At 70.3% G+C, this 17535-nt stretch carries 14 protein-coding genes and 2 tRNA genes; 7 read left to right on the top strand and 9 right to left on the bottom strand.

Going from position 1 to position 17535, the window contains the following annotated elements:
* Positions 1-183 precede the first annotated feature (183 nt).
* From ACWIBS_RS13705 to serS, 7 genes are all read right to left on the bottom strand, one after another.
* On the bottom strand, positions 184-993 hold the full coding sequence (locus tag ACWIBS_RS13705; protein WP_376127728.1) for a MerR family DNA-binding transcriptional regulator: 810 nt from the start codon (positions 991-993) through the stop codon (positions 184-186).
* Between the two features lie 280 nt (positions 994-1273).
* A tRNA-Ser gene (locus tag ACWIBS_RS13700) sits at positions 1274-1365 on the bottom strand.
* A gap of 64 nt (positions 1366-1429) precedes the next feature.
* Entirely contained in the window at positions 1430-2707 is a 1278-nt protein-coding gene (locus tag ACWIBS_RS13695; protein WP_376127726.1) for an LCP family protein, read from the bottom strand.
* On the bottom strand, positions 2707-3999 hold the full coding sequence (locus ACWIBS_RS13690; protein ID WP_376127724.1) for an LCP family protein: 1293 nt from the start codon (positions 3997-3999) through the stop codon (positions 2707-2709). The genes ACWIBS_RS13695 and ACWIBS_RS13690 overlap by 1 nt, the downstream gene beginning before the upstream one ends.
* A gap of 48 nt (positions 4000-4047) precedes the next feature.
* A tRNA-Ser gene (locus ACWIBS_RS13685) sits at positions 4048-4132 on the bottom strand.
* 256 nt (positions 4133-4388) lie between these two features.
* Entirely contained in the window at positions 4389-5306 is a 918-nt protein-coding gene (locus ACWIBS_RS13680; protein WP_376127723.1) for an HAD hydrolase family protein, read from the bottom strand.
* On the bottom strand, positions 5303-6577 hold the full coding sequence (serS, locus tag ACWIBS_RS13675) for a serine--tRNA ligase (RefSeq protein WP_376127722.1): 1275 nt from the start codon (positions 6575-6577) through the stop codon (positions 5303-5305). The genes ACWIBS_RS13680 and serS overlap by 4 nt, the downstream gene beginning before the upstream one ends.
* Positions 6578-6630: 53 nt before the next feature.
* Here serS and ACWIBS_RS13670 point away from each other — a divergent pair, with 53 nt between their 5' ends.
* Both ACWIBS_RS13670 and ACWIBS_RS13665 read left to right on the top strand, forming a co-directional pair.
* Complete coding sequence (locus ACWIBS_RS13670) at positions 6631-7800, top strand: diacylglycerol/lipid kinase family protein (protein WP_376127720.1); 1170 nt, start codon at positions 6631-6633, stop codon at positions 7798-7800.
* Between the two features lie 3 nt (positions 7801-7803).
* Positions 7804-9138 (top strand): cryptochrome/photolyase family protein, encoded by a 1335-nt coding sequence (locus ACWIBS_RS13665; RefSeq protein ID WP_376127718.1) that lies wholly within the window; start codon positions 7804-7806, stop codon positions 9136-9138.
* Between the two features lie 3 nt (positions 9139-9141).
* Here the strand turns inward: ACWIBS_RS13665 and ACWIBS_RS13660 are convergent, their stop codons facing one another.
* Positions 9142-9642, bottom strand: a complete 501-nt coding sequence (locus tag ACWIBS_RS13660; RefSeq protein ID WP_376127716.1) for an Ig-like domain-containing protein — start codon at positions 9640-9642, stop codon at positions 9142-9144.
* Between the two features lie 198 nt (positions 9643-9840).
* On the opposite strand from ACWIBS_RS13660, the gene ACWIBS_RS13655 reads away from it, so the two are divergent.
* Positions 9841-10905, top strand: coding sequence for an LLM class flavin-dependent oxidoreductase (locus tag ACWIBS_RS13655; protein ID WP_376127715.1), 1065 nt, complete (start codon positions 9841-9843; stop codon positions 10903-10905).
* A 3-nt stretch (positions 10906-10908) separates the two neighbouring features.
* Here ACWIBS_RS13655 and pheA read toward each other — a convergent pair whose 3' ends face one another.
* On the bottom strand, positions 10909-11859 hold the full coding sequence (pheA, locus tag ACWIBS_RS13650; RefSeq protein ID WP_376127713.1) for a prephenate dehydratase: 951 nt from the start codon (positions 11857-11859) through the stop codon (positions 10909-10911).
* Between the two features lie 145 nt (positions 11860-12004).
* Here pheA and pgm point away from each other — a divergent pair, with 145 nt between their 5' ends.
* The 4 genes from pgm (at position 12005) to ACWIBS_RS13630 (ending at position 17506) form a co-directional block, all read left to right on the top strand.
* Entirely contained in the window at positions 12005-13645 is a 1641-nt protein-coding gene (gene pgm, locus ACWIBS_RS13645; protein WP_376127712.1) for a phosphoglucomutase (alpha-D-glucose-1,6-bisphosphate-dependent), read from the top strand.
* Between the two features lie 139 nt (positions 13646-13784).
* Entirely contained in the window at positions 13785-14966 is a 1182-nt protein-coding gene (galT, locus tag ACWIBS_RS13640) for a galactose-1-phosphate uridylyltransferase (RefSeq protein WP_376127776.1), read from the top strand.
* Entirely contained in the window at positions 14963-16144 is a 1182-nt protein-coding gene (gene galK / locus ACWIBS_RS13635) for a galactokinase (protein WP_376127709.1), read from the top strand. Before galT ends, galK begins: the two co-directional genes overlap by 4 nt.
* Positions 16145-16669: 525 nt before the next feature.
* The gene (locus ACWIBS_RS13630; protein WP_376127707.1) at positions 16670-17506 is read left to right on the top strand and encodes an alpha/beta fold hydrolase; all 837 of its coding nucleotides are present in this window, start codon (positions 16670-16672) and stop codon (positions 17504-17506) included.
* The last annotated feature ends 29 nt before the right edge of the window (positions 17507-17535 follow it).

Raw genomic sequence — 17535 nt, 5'->3', positions numbered from 1 at the left:
CCTCCAGGCCACGACCATGCACGACCCGCGTCACACCGCCACGAGCCGTCGGGCGCCTCGAGCCCGGCACCGGCTTCTCGCTCGGATAGGCACGACGTCACCTCGCTCGAGCCGGCGCTAACGCCGCCATGCCGTCAGCACCATGCCGACGTCGGCGGTCGCATGCCCCGCCTACACCCGCTGTCATGACACAGTCACCGACAGTTCGACGACGAAGTCGTCAGCGCTCTGTCCAGTCACCGTCTGACGGATCTCCACCGCCCCCATTTCGAAGCCGAGCTCATCGACGGCATCAAAAAGACCGACTACCGCCGGATGCAGGATCCCATCAGGGAGCTCCTCGCCACCGGCAGGACGCCATGTCGCCACGAGTTCCGTACGAGCCGGAAGCACGGCAGCGAAGCTCTCGGACCCGAGCATATCCTCGGGCACATCCTCCGGCGTGGGCCAGCAGCATGCGATCTCGATGGTTCCCTGGTCACCAGCGCGCAGCGCGGTCCAGAATGGCCCGCTGGGACCGAGACCTGCCCGCTGCAGTCGGACGAACAGTGCGCCGAAGATCTCGTTCGCGTCCTCGTCCGACACGGCGTCAACATCATCGACCGGAACAGCGAGGACTTGCCCCACGAAAGGCTGAGCGGGCATCGTCCGCTCAGTGACGTCGACCACCACGGCAAGCGCGCGGAGCACACCCTCAGCATCGCGGAACGCGAGGTCCTCCCGCTCGCGTTCCTTGAGGACACGAAGCCGGTGTTGCTCGAGCACTTCGAGCGCTTTCCCGCCACCGACCACATCTGCCACCTCGGGCAACGGCACTCCCGCGTCCCGAAGCGCACGGATCACCACGCCCGCGCGCACCTGCCCCTCCGCGTACAGCCGGTATCCCGTACGACCGTCCACCTCGGCGGGCACGAGCGCCCCGGCCTCGTCGTAGTGGCGAAGCGCCTTCACGCTCAGCCCCGTCAAACCTGCGAACTCGCCGATCTTCAACATGAATCCAGCTTGCAGCCTCCCCTAAGAGGAGAGTCAATCGGCACGTCTTCAACACCTCAGGGACTGCAGTCAGTCCACGACGGCAGCCGCCCGAGCACAACTTCAGGCACAGTCAGCCGAGCTCTCGCGGATTGGGCGGTCCGTCGGTTTACGCATGCTTCACGCACGCCGCAGAGACCAACTCCCGCAGACTTTACGCAGTTCAAACGCAAGCCCGGAAAACTAGAACCCGAGATGGTCCGCGATCCCGGTGTTTACAAGGGAACCGAGCCAGAAAAAATGGCGGAGACGGAGGGATTTGAACCCTCGGTCCCCTTGCGAGGACTCCACCTTAGCAGGGTGGTGCACTAGGCCTGACTATGCGACGTCTCCAGGCGAGCGCTCGAAGAGCACGCGCAGAGCAATCATAACCGGTCGAGTCGAGCCCGGCGAAACATCAGCGCTCGGGCAGGGTGCAGGTGACCTGGGCCGCCGTCTGACCCGCGATGCTCGAGGGCAGATCGACGCGATCCTCGGGCACCGCGGGGGTCTCCGGCGACGGCGCCGCCGACTCGACGGGCTCGGCGTCGCCCTCGGGCTTCGCTGCCTCACCGGTCACCTCGACACCGTCGCCCTGGCTCGCGTCGCCGGTCAGGTTGAGCGCCTTGTTCTCACGCAGCGCGGCGAACAGCTGGTCCGCGGCATCCCGAACCGGCAGCACACGCGAGAAGTTGTCGCCGTACTCGGTCGGGTACTGCACGAAGACGATGTCCTCGTAGGGCACGTCCTTCACTGCCATCGCGATCTGCGCCATGAGCGTCGGGTTCGCGAGCGACTGACTGAGCACCAGCTGCCCCTCGTTCACCTGCGAGATCGCGGTCGTCGCGAGAGAGAACAGCGTGCCGGGGTTGCCGAGCACGCCGTCACCCTGCAGCGTGCGCACCATCGACGACATGAACTGCTGCTGATTCGAGATGCGACCGAGGTCGGATCCGTCGCCGATTCCATGACGGATGCGCAGGAACTGCAGCGCCTCGACACCCTGCAGCGTGTGCGGGCCCGCGGCCAGGTTCAGACCCGTGTGCCCGTCGCTGATGTCACCCGCGACGCACACCTCGACGCCGCCGATCGCGTCGGACATGTTGATGACGCCGGTCCAGCGAATGGATGCCGCGAAATGGATGCTCTCGCCGGTGAGCTCCTCGACGGTCTTGACGGTGCACGGCAGGCCGCCGTACATGTACGACGCGTTGATCATCTGCGCGCTCATCGCCGAGTGATCGCCGTTGCCGTCTTCGCGGGGGCATGCGGGGATCGGCACGATCATGTCGCGCGGGAACGACACGACGGTCACACGCCGCGGTGCATCCGAGATGTGCACGAGCATCGTGACGTCGTTGCGCTCACCCTCGGCATCCTCGTTGGCGCAGCGCGGGAAGAGCGCGACGTCCTGCCCCTCGCACGAGTCCGATCCGACGAGCAGCAGGTTGACGCCGCCCTCGATCGCTCCGAGCGACGGCGGGATCGACTCTTCGTCGCCGATCGCGACCGAGCTGTCGGCGACGGCCTGCGCCGCATTCCACAGTGCGAACGCGCCCACTCCCCCGGCACTCAGTCCGACGACGGCGAGGACGACGCCGAGCACCGCGAGCAGCCGAGTGATCGGATGCAGCATCCCGAACCGGCCATGCCGCGCGAACGGGCGTCGGCCTTCCGGCCGGACCTGCACCGACATCAACCGTTCGACCTCAGGTTGCCCGCCGAGCAGGTCTCGTCGGCAGCGGAGGTGCCGGGGATGGAGTTGGGCAACGCGACAGCCGTCTCGGTCGGCTCAGGCGTCGTGGCGTCGGCCGGATCGGCGGGCTCGACGGGGGCCTCGCCCGCGTCGATCGGGTCTTCCGACGGCTCGACCGTGACGACGCCGCCGCCGCGGTTCGGGTCGTTCGTGACCTGGATCGGCTCGTTCGCGGCGAGCGCGGCCCACAGCTGCTCGGCCGCGGCATAGTTCGGAACGACGCGGTTCGGGTCGGCGGGATCGGTGTTGACCGGGTACTGCACGAACACGATCTGGTCGAACGGCACATCCTTCACGGCGAGACCGATCTGGGCGAGCGTGACGGGGTTGGCGAGGCTCTTGCTGAGAGTGATGTTGTCGACGGCGGTCGTGGCGAGCCGGTACAGGGTGCCGAAGTCGGACAGCACCTCTTCGCTGACGAGCTTGCGCGCGAGTCGCGACATGTACTGCTGCTGGTTCGAGATGCGGGCGAGGTCGCTGCCGTTCTCGAGGCCGTGACGCGTGCGCAGGAACTGCAGGGCCTCCACGCCCTGCACGTTGCGCATGCCGGCAGGCCAGTCGATGCTCGTGTACCGGTCGCGGATGCCGCCGTTGCCGATGCACACGTCGACTCCGCCGATCGCGTCGGTGATGTTGATGACGTTCCCGAAGCTGACCTTCGCCGCCATGGGGATGCTCTGCTCGCTCAGCGCCGAGATCGTCTTGGCGACGCACGACAGCCCGCCGTACGACCATGCCGTATTGATCTGCTGCTTGCTCATCGCCGACGTCGTCGAGCCGTCCTCGCGCGTGCACGAGGGGATCGGGACCATGAGATCGCGCGGGAACGAAACGACCGTGACACGGCGCGGATTGTTCGAGATGTGCACGAGCATGTTGACGTCGTTGAGCTGACCTTCGGCATCCGGACCCGTGCAGCGGTCGCCGAAGAGGTACGCGTACTCGGGCTCGCATTCGTCAGTGCCGACGACCAGCAGATCGACGCCCGTCTCGATCGCACCGATGTCGGGCGGCACGGGAGCCTGTCCTTCGAGATCGACGGCGTCCTCGGTGGCGCTCGCCGCGAGATCGTAGGTCGCATAGGCGGCCACACCCGCCCCCGAGACGAGAACGACCCCGAGCATGACGCCGATCACCTTGAGCAGCAGCGAAACCGGATGCGGCGAAGTCAGCGCCCCGTGACGCGCGACGGTGCGACGGCCACGCTTGGCGGGCTTGGTCGTCTGGCTCACGGGGGTCCTTTCACGGCGTCTTCAGGTTCGCCCCCAGCACACATCAAGCGGAGGGTGTGGGATTCGAACCCACGGGACATTTCTGCCCACTGGTTTTCAAGACCAGGTCCATCGGCCGCTCGGACAACCCTCCCGGCGGATGCCACCGGCATCCGTCGAACAGGCGTCGAGTCTAGTCGACGGAACTGCTGACATATTGTTCCAGCGGCGGCTGTGGGACTTCTGAAAGGCGCGCGGGGCTTTGTCGCTCGAACCGTACCGTTTCCGCCGAACGGGACGTCGACGAGGTCGGGTTCGACGGGAATGGTCGGGTTCGACGAAAGGCGACGCGAGAAAGGTCGGGTTCGACGGGAAAGGTCGGGTTCGACGAAAGGCGACGCGAGCGAGGCTCAGAGCGCCCGGAGGATCGCGGCGACGCCGCCGGCCTCGACCGACGTCGTCGTCTCACCGGCGGCATCCCGCACCTCTTGCGGGCCCTGCTCCATCGCGACAGCGCGACCGCCGTGCTCGAGCGCCCAGGCGAACATGCCGACGTCGTTGCGTCCGTCGCCGATGACGAGCACGTTCTCGGGCTGGATGCCGAGCGTCGTGCGCACCCGTTCGAGCCCCGTGCTCTTGTCGACGCCGTGCGGCGCGATGTCGAGCCACGCAGACCAGCCCACCGAGTACGAGACCTGGGTGAGTCCGATGTCCGAGACGAGCTCCAGGAAGGCGTCGGAGGCGTGCTCGGGCGCGACGACGACGACGCGGCACACGCGCTGCGCCCCCAGCTCCTCGAAGGGCACACGGCGCGCGGCGACGAGGTTCCAGTCGTCGAGGTACTCGGTATAGAGGCGGTTTCCGTCGGGCAGCTCCACGAGGTACCGGGCGTCGGGCAGGTGCTCGCGCAGCAGCGTCAGCACATCGCGCGGGTCGAACGTCTCGAGGTGCCACCGCTCGTACTCGAGGTCGTCGGCGTCGATCCGGCGCAGCACGACGGCACCGTTCGAGCACACGACGTATTCGGGAGCGATACCCAGCACACGGAGGATGCCGCGGGTTCCCTCCCAGCTGCGTCCCGTCGCGATCATCACCTCATGCCCCGCACGCTGCGCGTGCTCGACGGCGTCGACGACACCCGGGCTGAGCGATTCGTCCTCGAGGATGACGGTGCCGTCGATGTCGAGCGCGATGAGCATGTGCTCGACGACGATGCCCGGCGCCTCGGTCTCGCGGGCGAGCTCGTCGACGATCTCGACGGCCTCGCCCCGACCGACGACGTCGATCTCACCCGTCGCGGGCAGGTGGGACAGGTCGTCGTCGGTCATGCCGGCGGCTCCATGATCTCGAGCCCGCCCAGGTAGGGCCGCAGCACCTCGGGCACGACGACCGAACCGTCGGCGCGCTGGTGCGTCTCGAGGAGGGCGACGATCCACCGCGTCGTGGCGAGGGTGCCGTTGAGGGTCGCGACGGGCTGCGTCTTGCCGCCCTGGTCGGCGGGCAGACGATGACGGATGTCAAGGCGCCGCGCCTGATAGGTCGTGCAGTTCGAGGTGCTGGTCAGCTCGCGGTACGCGCCCTGCGTGGGCACCCACGCCTCGACGTCGTACTTGCGTGCGGCGCTGGACCCGAGATCCCCGGCCGCGACGTCGATGACGCGGTAGCTCAGGCCCAGGTCCTGCAGCATCCGCTCCTGCATCGCGACGAGTCGCAGGTGCTCGGCCTCGGCGTCCTCGGGCACCGTGTAGACGAACATCTCGAGCTTGTTGAACTGGTGCACGCGGATGATGCCGCGCGTGTCCTTGCCGTACGAGCCGGCTTCGCGCCGGTAGCACGTCGACCAGCCGGCGTAGCGCTTCGCGCCCGTGGTCAGGTCGAGGATCTCGTCCATGTGGTATCCGGCCAGCGGCACTTCGCTCGTGCCGACGAGATAGAGGTCGTCCTCTTCGAGGTGGTACACCTCGGCGGCGTGCTGACCGAGGAATCCGGTGCCCCGCATGACCTCGGGCCGCACGAGGGTCGGCGGGATGAGCGGGATGAAACCGTCCTGCAGGGCACGGTCGAGTGCGAGCGACATGAGGGCGATCTCGAGCCGCGCGCCGATGCCCGTGAGGAAGTAGAAGCGGCTGCCCGACACCTTCGTGCCGCGCTCCATGTCGATCGCGCCGAGCTTCTCGCCGAGCGCGAGGTGGTCGAGGGGCTCGAAGTCGAACGTCGGCACGTCGCCGTGGGTGCGCAGCGTGACGAAGTCCGCCTCGCCGCCGGGCGGGACGCCGTCGATCACGATGTTCTCGATCTGCGCGAGCGCCGCGTCGGAGGCCTCCTCGGCGGCGGTGACGGCGTGCTGGGCCTCTTTGACACGTTCGCTGAGCTGCTTGGCCTCGGCGACGAGGGCAGCCTTCTCGTCCTTCGGCGCCCGCGCGACGGTCTTGCCGTGCGCGTTCTGCGCCGCGCGCAGCTCTTCGAAGGTCGTGATGGCGGAGCGACGCGCACGGTCGGCCTCGAGCGCCGCATCGACAGTGTCGGAGGAGTGCCCACGCGCCTCCTGCGAGCGCTTGACCAGCTCGGGATTTTCACGGAGAAGCACGGGATCGATCACCCGACAATCCTCGCATGCGGGCTCCCCCGCGGCATCCTGCGCATAATGGTCGAATGGCGACCCCTGATGGGAACGGTTCTCGAAACGCAGACGCGCCGGATCCGGTGCAGGCTGCGGCCCCCGACGACGTCATCCGCGAGCCCGAGGACATCGCCCCCGATCGCACCGACGGCGCGAGCGGGCAAGCGCGACGCGTCGACGCCGAGGGCGACACCGCCACCATGTCGGGCGGCGAGGAGCGGCCGAGCCCCAAGGCTGCGCTCGTCTACAACCCGATCAAGGTCGACGGCGACGAGCTGCGCGACACCGTGACCCGGATCTCGACGGATGCCGGATGGTCCGAGCCGCTGTTCTACGAGACCACCGTGTCCGATCTCGGCGACGACATCACGCGACAGGCCCTCGAGGCGGGCGCCGACGTCGTGCTCGTCGCGGGAGGCGACGGCACGGTGCGCGCCGTCTCGGAGGCGATGGCGGGGTCGGGCGTGCCGCTCGCGATCGTGCCCAGCGGCACGGGCAATCTGCTCGCCCGCAACCTGCGCCTGCCCCTCACCGAGCCCGCCGCGATGATCCGCGCCGCGTTCGACGGCGACCGGCACGCCATCGACGTCGGCTGGGCGCGGCTGCGCCGCGCCGACGGCGAGCGCGTCGAGCACGCCTTCGTGGTCATGGGCGGCATCGGCCTCGACGCGGCGATGATCGCGAACACGAGCCCGCAGCTGAAGAAGACGGTCGGGTGGGTCGCGTACGTCGACGGCGCCGCGCGGTCGCTCGCCGGCGCGAAGCCGTTCCGCGTCATGTACCAGCTCGCGGGCCGGCGCCTGCACGCCGCCCGTGTGCAGAGCATCCTCTTCGCGAACTGCGGGTCGCTCCCGGCGGGCCTCGAGCTCGTGCCCGACGCGTCGATCCTCGACGGGGCGCTGGACATCGTCATCGTGCAGCCGAAGGGCGCGTTCGGCTGGCTCTTCGTGTGGCGGCGGGTCGCGTGGGACAACAGCGTCCTGCGCCGCTTCCGGGCGGGGCGGCGCGTGCTGTCGTTCCGCACGAAGGACAACTCGGTCATCTATTCGCGCGGCACCGGGATCGAGATCGGCACGAGCGAGCCGCACCCCGTGCAACTCGACGGCGACGAGTTCGGCGAGGCCGTCGAGGTCGACACCCGCATCGATGCCGGGGCTCTGCTCCTCGCCGTGCCCGAGGGGCACGACCTCAGCGGGCTCTGAGCGATGACCGCTCCGTCGATCGTCTGGTTCCGCGACGACCTGCGCCTGGCGGACAACCCCGCGCTGCGCGCCGCGATCGACCGGGGCGGACCCATTGTCGCGCTCTACGTGCTCGACGAGGAGTCGCCCGGCATCCGCGCCCTCGGTGCGGCGGCACGCTGGTGGCTGCACCACTCGCTCGCCTCCCTCGATGCGCGCCTGCGCGAGCGCGGTTCGGCCCTCGTGCTGCGCCGGGGGCCCGCGAGCGCAGTCCTGCGCGAGATCGTCGCCGACACGGCACCGGCCGCGGTCTTCTGGAACCGCCGCTACAGCGAGCCCGAACGCGAGATCGACGCCGGGGTGAAGTCGTCGCTGCGCGAGGCGGGCATCGAGGTCGCCTCGTTCGCGGCCTCCCTGCTGCACGAACCGTGGGAGGTGCGCACGGGATCGGGGACCCACTACTCGGTCTTCTCTCCGTTCTGGCGCGCCTGCCTCGCCCGGCCCGCTCCGCGGGCCCCGCTGCCCGAGCCGCGCGAGATCCCGGGCCCTGCCCGTGCACCGGCGTCGGACGACCTCGACGATTGGGCGCTGCTGCCCACCGCCCCGGACTGGGCGGGCGGGCTGCGCGACACCTGGGAGCCGGGCGAACCGGCGGCCCGCCGGCGCCTGAGGGAGTTTCTGCGCGACGACCTGGCCTCGTACGAACGGGCGCGCGACGAACCCGCGGCGGGGGCGACGTCGCTGCTGTCGCCGCGCCTGCGCTGGGGCGAAGTGAGCCCGCACACCGTGTGGCACGAAGCCGTCGCGGCGGGCCGATCCGGCAGCTTCCTTTCCGAACTCGGCTGGCGCGAGTTCGCCTGGCACACCCTGTTCCACAAGCCCGATCTGGCAGAGCGCAACCTGCGGAGCGAGTTCGACGCGTTCCCGTGGCCGCCGCTGGACCGCGCGCACCTGCGCGCCTGGCAACGGGGCGAGACGGGCGTCCCGCTCGTCGACGCGGGCATGCGGGAGCTGTGGCACACGGGCTTCATGCACAACCGCGTGCGGATGGTGGCGGCATCCTTCCTCATCAAGAACCTGCTCATCGACTGGCGGCGCGGCGAGGAGTGGTTCTGGGACACCCTCGTCGACGCGGATGCCGCCAACAACCCCTTCAACTGGCAGTGGGTCGCCGGGTCAGGCGCCGATGCGGCACCCTATTTCCGGGTGTTCAACCCCGAACTGCAGGCGAAGAAGTTCGACGCCGAGGGCCACTACATCTCGCAGTGGGCCCGCGACGCACCGACGGAGCCCATGGTCGACCTCGGTGAGACGCGCAGGGCCGCCCTCGCGGCATACGAGGTCGTCAAGCGGGGCTGAGGATCAGCGGCCGAGCGAAGCGAAGACCCCGGCGACGACGCGGGCGACGAGCTCACTGAGCCACTCGAGCGACGGCGGCTCGTGCTCGGTCACGTCGAAGCCCGACGTGACGGTGCGCGCACTGCCGGCGGCGTCGGTGACCGTGGCGCTGATCGTGTACGAGCCCGCGGCGAGATCGGCGGGCAGCGCGTAGGAGCCGATCCACGTGTGCGCACCGATCGACGCGGTGGCCGACGTGGATCCGACGGCCCCGATGAAGGTGCCGTTGACGTCGTAGAGGTCGATCGTGAGCCGATCCAGCGGGGCGGCGTGCGCCGCCGACAGCGTGACGTCGCCGAGACTGCCCCGCACGAGCGAGGCGCCCGCGGCGGGCGACTCGATCGCGAGCGCCGGCGAGGCGGCGCCCACCGAGTCCGAGACGGCGATGGCGGTGGATGCGACGGCGGTCGCCGGAACGGCGACGATCAGGGCCTGCGCGACGATGACGGCAGCGATGCCGCCCACGACAGCGCGCCCACGGCGGTGCGTAAGCAAACGGACAACTCCCCAGTTGTGATCTTGCGATCAGTTCCCCAAACGGAAGCCCCACGCTTCCGCAAGAAACGTATCAAGAACAGGGCGAATCCGAAAGGATGCGCTGACGCAGCCCCGCCCCTCCGGCTGTCCGGAATGATCCCCGACGCCGCCGGGTTGTGCCAGAGGATGACTGCCACCGCCGCTCCCGCCCTGTCCGTCCTCGATCTCGTGCCCGTGCGCACGGGGCAGACCAGCCCCGAGGCCGTCGCGGCGTCACTGGATCTCGCGCAGCACGCCGACCGGCTCGGCTACCGGCGGTACTGGTTCGCCGAGCACCACAACATGCCGGCGGTCGCCTCGACGTCACCGCCCGTCCTGATCGCGACGGCGGCGGCGCGCACGACCACGATCCGCGTCGGCTCGGGCGGCGTCATGCTGCCCAACCACTCGCCGCTCGTCGTCGCCGAGCAGTTCGCGGCGCTCGAGGCGATCGCGCCCGGCCGCATCGACCTCGGGATCGGCCGCGCACCCGGCAGCGACCCGGTCATCAGCCAGTTGCTGCGCATGTCGGGCACGACGAGCGACGTCGAGCGGTTCCCCGAGCACATCCGCGACATCCTCGGTCTCGTCTCGGCCGACGGTGCGACGGTGCGGTTCGCTTCGGGCGGCACGTACGACGTGCACGCAACCCCCGCGGCGAGCACCGTTCCCGAGGTGTGGCTGCTCGGCTCGAGCGACTACTCGGCGCAGCTCGCCGCGAGCTTCGGGCTGCCGTACGTCTTCGCGAACCACTTCTCGGGCGACGGCCTCGAACGCGCCCTCGATCTGTACCGCTCGCGCTTCCAGCCCTCCGAGCTGCTCGCGGCCCCGCGGACCTTCCTCACGGCGAACGCGATCGCCGCACCGACGTCGGGCGAAGCCGAGGAGCGCGCCCTGCCGCAGCTGCGCATGATGGCGCGGCTGCGCACGAACCGGCCGCTCACGGCGCTCGAATCCGTCGAGCAGTCGATCGCGGGGGTTGCCGACTTCGACGCCCTCGCCCAGTCGATCATGGCGTCGTCGCGGGCGAGCTGGTTCATCGGCACGGGCGCCGAGGTCGCGGCATCCGTCACGGCGTTCGCCGCGAAGCACGAGGTCGACGAAGTGATGATCTCGCCCATCGCCGGCGCGTATGAGACCGAGCCGATGGATGCCGCACCCGGCCGCGTGCAGACGCTCGAGCTGCTCGCCACCGCGCTGACCGCGGCGTGAGCCTCAGGCCTCGGGTTCTCCGCTGACGAGGGCCCGCAGCCAGTCCCGCGCTTCGACGAAGACGTCGTCGGCGTACCGCTCGGGATAGCGCACGACCTGACGGTCGGCCCGCGGGTAGGACCCGAGGAAGATCACGCGGGGGCTGAACCGGCGCAGGCCCATCAGGGCGTCGGCCACGCGCTCGTCGTGGATGTGCCCGTCCGCGTCGATGACGAAGCGGTATCGTCCCATCGCGTCGCCAATGGGACGCGATGCGAGCAGCGACAGGTTGATGCCACGCGTCGCGAACTGCTCGAGCATCTCGAGCAGCGCACCGGGGTACTCCTCGGGAAGCTCGACGATGAGCGAGGTCTTGTCGGCGCCCGTCGGCGCCGGCGGCTGCACCGTGCGACTCACGAGAACGAAGCGCGTCACGGCGTTCGGGTTGTCGCCGATGTTCGAGGCCAGCAGGTCGAGGTCGTGGTGCTCGAGGATGCCGGGCGGCGCGATCGCCGCGTCGGCGTCGCTCGTCCCGTCGAGGATGCCGACGGCGCTCGCGACGTTGCTCGCAGCGGGCAGGTGCGCGTGGGCGGGGAGGTTCTTCGTGAGCCACTGCAGGCACTGCGCATAGGCGACGGGGTGCCCCGCGACGAGCGAGACGTCGTCGAGGCGCGTGCCGCGGGGCGCGACCAGCACGAACTCGACCGGCACGAGGTACTCCCCCACGATCCGCAGTCCTGGCACGGTCGCCAGGGCATCCTGCGCCGTCGAGACCCCGCCGTCGATCGAGTTCTCGATCGCGATCATGGCGGCATCCGAACGTCCCGCGACGACATCGTCGAGCGCTTCGCCGACGTTGCGCACGGGACGCCAGCGCTGTCCGCGCGCTTCGGGCACCTGGGCGAGGGCGGCTTCGGTGAAGGTGCCCGCGGGCCCGAGGTAGCTGTAGGTGCGGGGTCCGGGCTCGGCAGTCACCCGCTCAGCCTACGCCGCGCCCGTCGCCGGTCATCCGCCGGTTGCGGAGGGCGAGCCCCACGGATTCTCGCTCTGGGCTCTTCGAATGCGCGGCGTTGTGCACACGGCCCGTGCGCCAGCGTCCGCGCCGGGGCAGACTGGGACGATGAGCCGAGCTGGACAGCCCGCCGAAGCATCCGACCTGATCGACGTCGACGAGGCGATCGCGGCGTACTACGACCGCAAGCCCGACCCGGACGAACCCGCGCAGCGCGTGGTCTTCGGCACGAGCGGCCACCGCGGCTCGTCGCTGTCGTCGAGCTTCAACGAGGACCACATCCTCGCCACGACCCAGGCGATCGTGGACTACCGTCGCGACCAGGGCATCCAGGGTCCGCTCTTCCTGGGGCGGGACACGCACGCCCTCTCCCGCCCCGCCGAACGCACCGCGATCGAGGTGCTCGTGGCCAACGGGGTCGACGTGCGCGTGGACAGCCGCGATTCGTGGGTGCCCACCCCGGCCCTCTCGCACGCGATCCTGACCCACAACCGCGGCATGGGCACCGAGGACCCGGGTCGCTCCGACGGCATCGTCGTGACCCCGTCGCACAACCCGCCGCGCGACGGCGGCTTCAAATACAACCCGCCCCATGGCGGCCCGGCCGACACGGACGCGACCGGGTGGATCGCGGCGCGCGCCAACGAGCTGATCGCCGCGGGGCTGGCCGGGGTCACCCGCACCCGCTACGCCGATATCGAGGCGGAGCGGATCGGCGTGTATGACTTCCGTGACGCCTATGTGCGCGACCTCGTCACGATCATCGACCTCGAGGCGATCCGCCGGGCGGGTGTGCGGATCGGCGCCGATCCGCTCGGTGGCGCTTCGGTCGACTACTGGGCGCTCATCGCCGAGGTGCACGGTCTCGACCTCACGGTCGTCAACCCCGACGTCGACCCGACGTGGCGGTTCATGACGCTGGACTGGGACGAGAAGATCCGCATGGATCCGTCCTCACCCTCGGCCATGGCCTCGCTGGTCGCACGGCGCGACGAGTACGACATCCTGACGGGCAACGACGCCGACGCCGATCGCCACGGCATCGTCACGCCCGACGGGGGGCTCATGAACCCCAACCACTTCCTCGCTGTCGCGATCGACTACCTCTATGCGCATCGGCCCGGCTGGCCGGCCGATGCCGCGGTCGGCAAGACGCTCGTGTCGTCGATGATCATCGACCGGGTCACCGCTGCGCTCGGCCGGCGGCTCTACGAGGTTCCGGTCGGATTCAAGTGGTTCGTGCCGGGACTCCTCGACGGATCGATCGCGTTCGGCGGCGAAGAGTCCGCCGGCGCGTCCTTCCTGCGCATGGACGGCTCGGTCTGGACGACCGACAAGGACGGCATACTGCTGTGTCTGCTCGCCGCCGAGATCCTCGCCGTCACGGGCAAGACCCCGTCAGAGCGCTATGCCGAGCTCGAGGCCGAATACGGTGCATCCGCCTACCAGCGGGTCGACGCGCCCGCGACGGCGGAGCAGAAGGCGGAGCTGGCGAAGCTCTCACCCGCAGCAGTCTCGGCGACCGAGCTCGCGGGCGAGCCGATCACCGGCAAGCTGTCGCACGCGCCGGGCAACGGCGCCGCGATCGGCGGACTCAAGGTGCAGACCGCCGACGCGTGGTTCGCCGCACGCCCGTCGGGCACCGAGGACGTCTACAAGCTGTACGCTGAATCGCTGCGCGGACCCGAGCACCTCGCCCAGGTGCAGGCCGAGGCGCGCGCCGTCGTCGCGGAGGCGCTCGGCGCCTGATCCTCAGGGCGCGCTGTCGCGCACGATGAGTGTCGTCGGGGTGACGTCCGCCGAGACGGGCGCACCGTCGATCGCCGCGATGAGAGCGAGCACGGCGCGCTCGCTCCCACGGCGTCGCGAGTAGCGTGTTGACGTGAACATTCCGGAGATCGAGCCCCCCGCACCCGGTGAAGTGCTCGGCGCCGGTGTCGTCAAGCGGTCCACGGTCCTCGCTGACGGCCGCGAGCTCATCTACTTCGACGACCCGGACACGACCCTCGGTCCCGATCGGGGCATCGACGCGCGCGCGAGCACCCCGCGCCCGCCGACGGCGTCGATGCGCCGCGACGTGCTGACCGGGGACTGGATCTCGATCGCCGCGGCACGGCAGAACCGCGCGTTCCTGCCGCCGGCCGAACTCGACCCGCTGGCCCCGCAGACTCCGGCCAACCCCTCCGAGATCCCCTCGCGCTACGACGTCGCCGTGTTCGAGAACAAGTCGCCGTCGTTCGGCCCCGCCCTGACCGAAGCGCACGGCGAGCTGCCGGCGGCGGCCGATCCTCCCCACGGCACCCCCGACCTGACGGCGCCGGGCCTGGGCCGCACCCGAACGTCGGTCGGTCGCTGCGAGGTCGTGTGCTTCAGCCCCGAGCACGAGGGGTCGTTCGGCACCCAGACCCGCACCCGCGCCCGCACCGTGATCGAGGCGTGGGCGGATCGCACCGCGGCCCTGTCAGCCCTTCCCGGCGTCGAGCAGGTGTTCCCGTTCGAGAACCGCGGCGAGGCGATCGGGGTCACCCTCCCCCACCCGCACGGGCAGATCTACGCCTACCCGTACGTCACCCCGCGCACCACGACGCTCCTGGCCTCGATCCGGCGCGAGGGCGAGGACCTGTTCGAGCGGGTCCTCGAGTTCGAGCGCGCCTCCGAGCGCGTCGTGCTGGCGGGCGAGCACTGGACGGCCTTCGTCCCGTTCGCCGCGCGCTGGCCGCTCGAGGTGCACCTGCTGCCCCATCGCCACGTCGCCGACTTCGCCGAGACGAACGAGGCCGAGCGCGACGAGCTCGCCCCCCTGTATCTGCGCCTCCTGCGCGGCGTCGACGCCCTCTATGCCACCCCGACGCCGTACATCGCCGCCTGGCATCAGGCACCGGTGCGCGAGGGCCGTGACACGGTGCGCCTCCACCTGCAGCTGACGAGCCCGCGCCGCGCGGCCGACAAGCTCAAGTACCTCGCCGGCTCCGAGGCCGCCATGGGCGCGTGGATCGGCGATATCCCCCCAGAGACCGCCGCCGAGCGTCTGCGCGAAGCCGTCGCGACGATCCCCGAGGTGCGGGCATGAGCGCCGCGCGCGACCTGTTCAGGGCCGTCTACGGAAGCGAGCCCGAGGGCACGTGGTCGGCGCCGGGGAGGGTCAACCTGATCGGCGAGCACACCGACTACAACGACGGGTTCGTGCTGCCGTTCGCGATCCAGCAGCGCACGACCGTCGCCGTCGGCACGCGGCAAGACGGCCGCATCCGCATCGTCTCGCAGTTCCCCGGCGGCTCATCGGACGACAGCGCGCCCGTCGAGGTCTCCCTGACCGACCTCGACACCTTCTTCCCCGCCCGCCGCGATGAGGTCCGCGAGTGGGCCCGCTACCCGCTCGGCGTCGCGTGGGCGCTCCTGCGCGCCACGGGCGCGGACTCCCCGACCGGAGTCGACCTCGCCTTCACGACCGAGGTCCCCGTCGGCGCGGGACTGTCCTCGTCGGCGGCGATCGAGGGTGCGACCGCCGCCGCCCTTAACGACATCTGGCACCTGCGCCTCGACGACGATGCCCTCGCGCAAGCGGGCCGGACCGCCGAGAACGAAGCCGTGGGCGCGCCCACCGGAATCATGGACCAGATGGCCTCGATCAAGGGCCGAGCGGATGCCGCCATCTTCCTGGACTGCCGCACACTCGAGGCGACCGTGGTCGACCTCGGCTTCGCCGCTGCCGGCCTGCAGCTCGTCGTCATCGACACGGGCGTCCGGCACGCGCACGCGAGCGGCGGCTACGGCGAGCGCCGCGCAGCCTGCGAGCGCGGCGCCGAGATCGTGGGCGTCCCGGCACTGCGTGATCTGCGGGCCGGCGACCTCGCCCGCGCGCGCGACCTCCTGGACGACGTCACGTTCCGCCGCGTCCGCCACGTCGTGACCGAGAACCAGCGGGTGCAGGACACCGTGCGCACGCTGCGCGAGCACGGTCCCGCCGCGATCGGAGACCTGCTCGTCGCCTCGCACGCCTCGATGCGCGACGACTTCGAGATCTCGGTGCCCGAACTCGACACCGCGGTCGACGCGACGCTCGCCGCGGGAGCCCTCGGCGCGCGGATGACCGGCGGCGGGTTCGGCGGCGCGGCCATCGCCCTTGTGCCGCACGACCGCGTCGACGCCGTCGCGGATGCCGCGCGGTCGGCCTTCGCGGCATCCGGGTTCGCCGCCCCCACGGTGTTCCCGGTGACACCGTCCGCCGGAGCGGACCGCGACGCGTAGCCCGCGCGGCTCGTCACCCCGCTCACTTGCCCCAATCTGCTGAGCCCGCCCACGACGAAGATCAGAGTCGGGCAAACGAACCCCGAGCTCGATCGACCAGCTCGACCGGCCGACCGACCCACCGACCGACCGCCGCCCGACCGCCGCCCGACCGCTCACTTGCCCCGATCTGCTGAGCCCGCCCACGACGAACAACAGAGTCAGGCAAACGAACCCCGAGCTCGATCGACCAGCTCGACCGACCGACCGACCGGCCGCCGCCGAACCGCCGCCCAACCGCCGCCCGACCGCTCACTTGCCCCAATCTGCTGAGCCCACCCACGACGCACAACAGAGTCAGGCAAACGAACCCCCAGCTTGCCTGCCCGCCCATCCAGCTCGACCACCCGCCCGCTCGACCACCCGCCCGCTCGCCCGACCGACCGCCACACGGATCTCCCGGGGCCGGCACCGCTTGGCACGAGGCGCGGTACCGCTCTAGCGTCGGAGGTGCGCCGGGATCCCGCCCGGCCGGAAGGAGCGACCGTGGCGTACATCACCGTCGGCACCGAGAACTCGGCCGACATCGACCTCTTCTACACCGACCAGGGCACGGGGCAGCCGGTCGTGCTGATCCATGGCTTTCCGCTCGACGGCGAGTCGTGGGGCAAGCAGCAGACGGCGCTGCTCGAGGCCGGCTACCGCGTCATCGCCTACGACCGCCGCGGCTTCGGCTGCTCGACGAAGGCCGGTTCGGGCTACGACTACGACACCTTCGCGGCCGACCTGCACGCGCTGATCGAAGACCTGGATCTCACCGACGCCGTGCTCGTGGGCTTCTCGATGGGCACGGGCGAGATCGCCCGCTACCTCTCCCGGTACGGCGCGGAGCGCGTCGCGAAGGTCGCCTTCCTCGGCTCGCTCGAGCCCTATCTACTCAGGACCGACGACAACCCCGACGGTGCGGGCCCCCAGGAGTTCTTCGACGGCATCGCGCAGTCGGTGCGCGAGGACCGCTACGCCTTCGCGCGCGGGTTCTTCGACGACTTCTACAACCTCGACGAGAACCTCGGCTCGCGCATCTCTCAGGAGGCCGTCGACGCGAGCGTGCAGACGGCCAACGCGGCCGGCAACACAGCGATCGCGGCGGCGCCCCTGACGTGGCCGACCGACTTCCGCGACGACATCCCGGCGGTCACGGTGCCCGCGCTCATCCTGCACGGCACGGCCGATCGCATCCTCCCCGCCGATGTGACGGCGCGGCGCTTCCGCGACCTGCTGCCCACCGCGACCTACGTCGAACTCGAGGGCGCGCCGCACGGACTGCTGTGGACCCACGGCGCCGAGGTCAACGAGGCGCTGCTGGACTTCCTTTCCGCCTGACTCGACGGCCAGAAGAGAGGGGGATGCCG

Source organism: Microbacterium sp. NPDC055442 (genome assembly GCF_053644215.1).
Note: the sequence above shows the minus strand (reverse complement) of the source record. Positions and strands in the feature narration are given on the sequence as shown.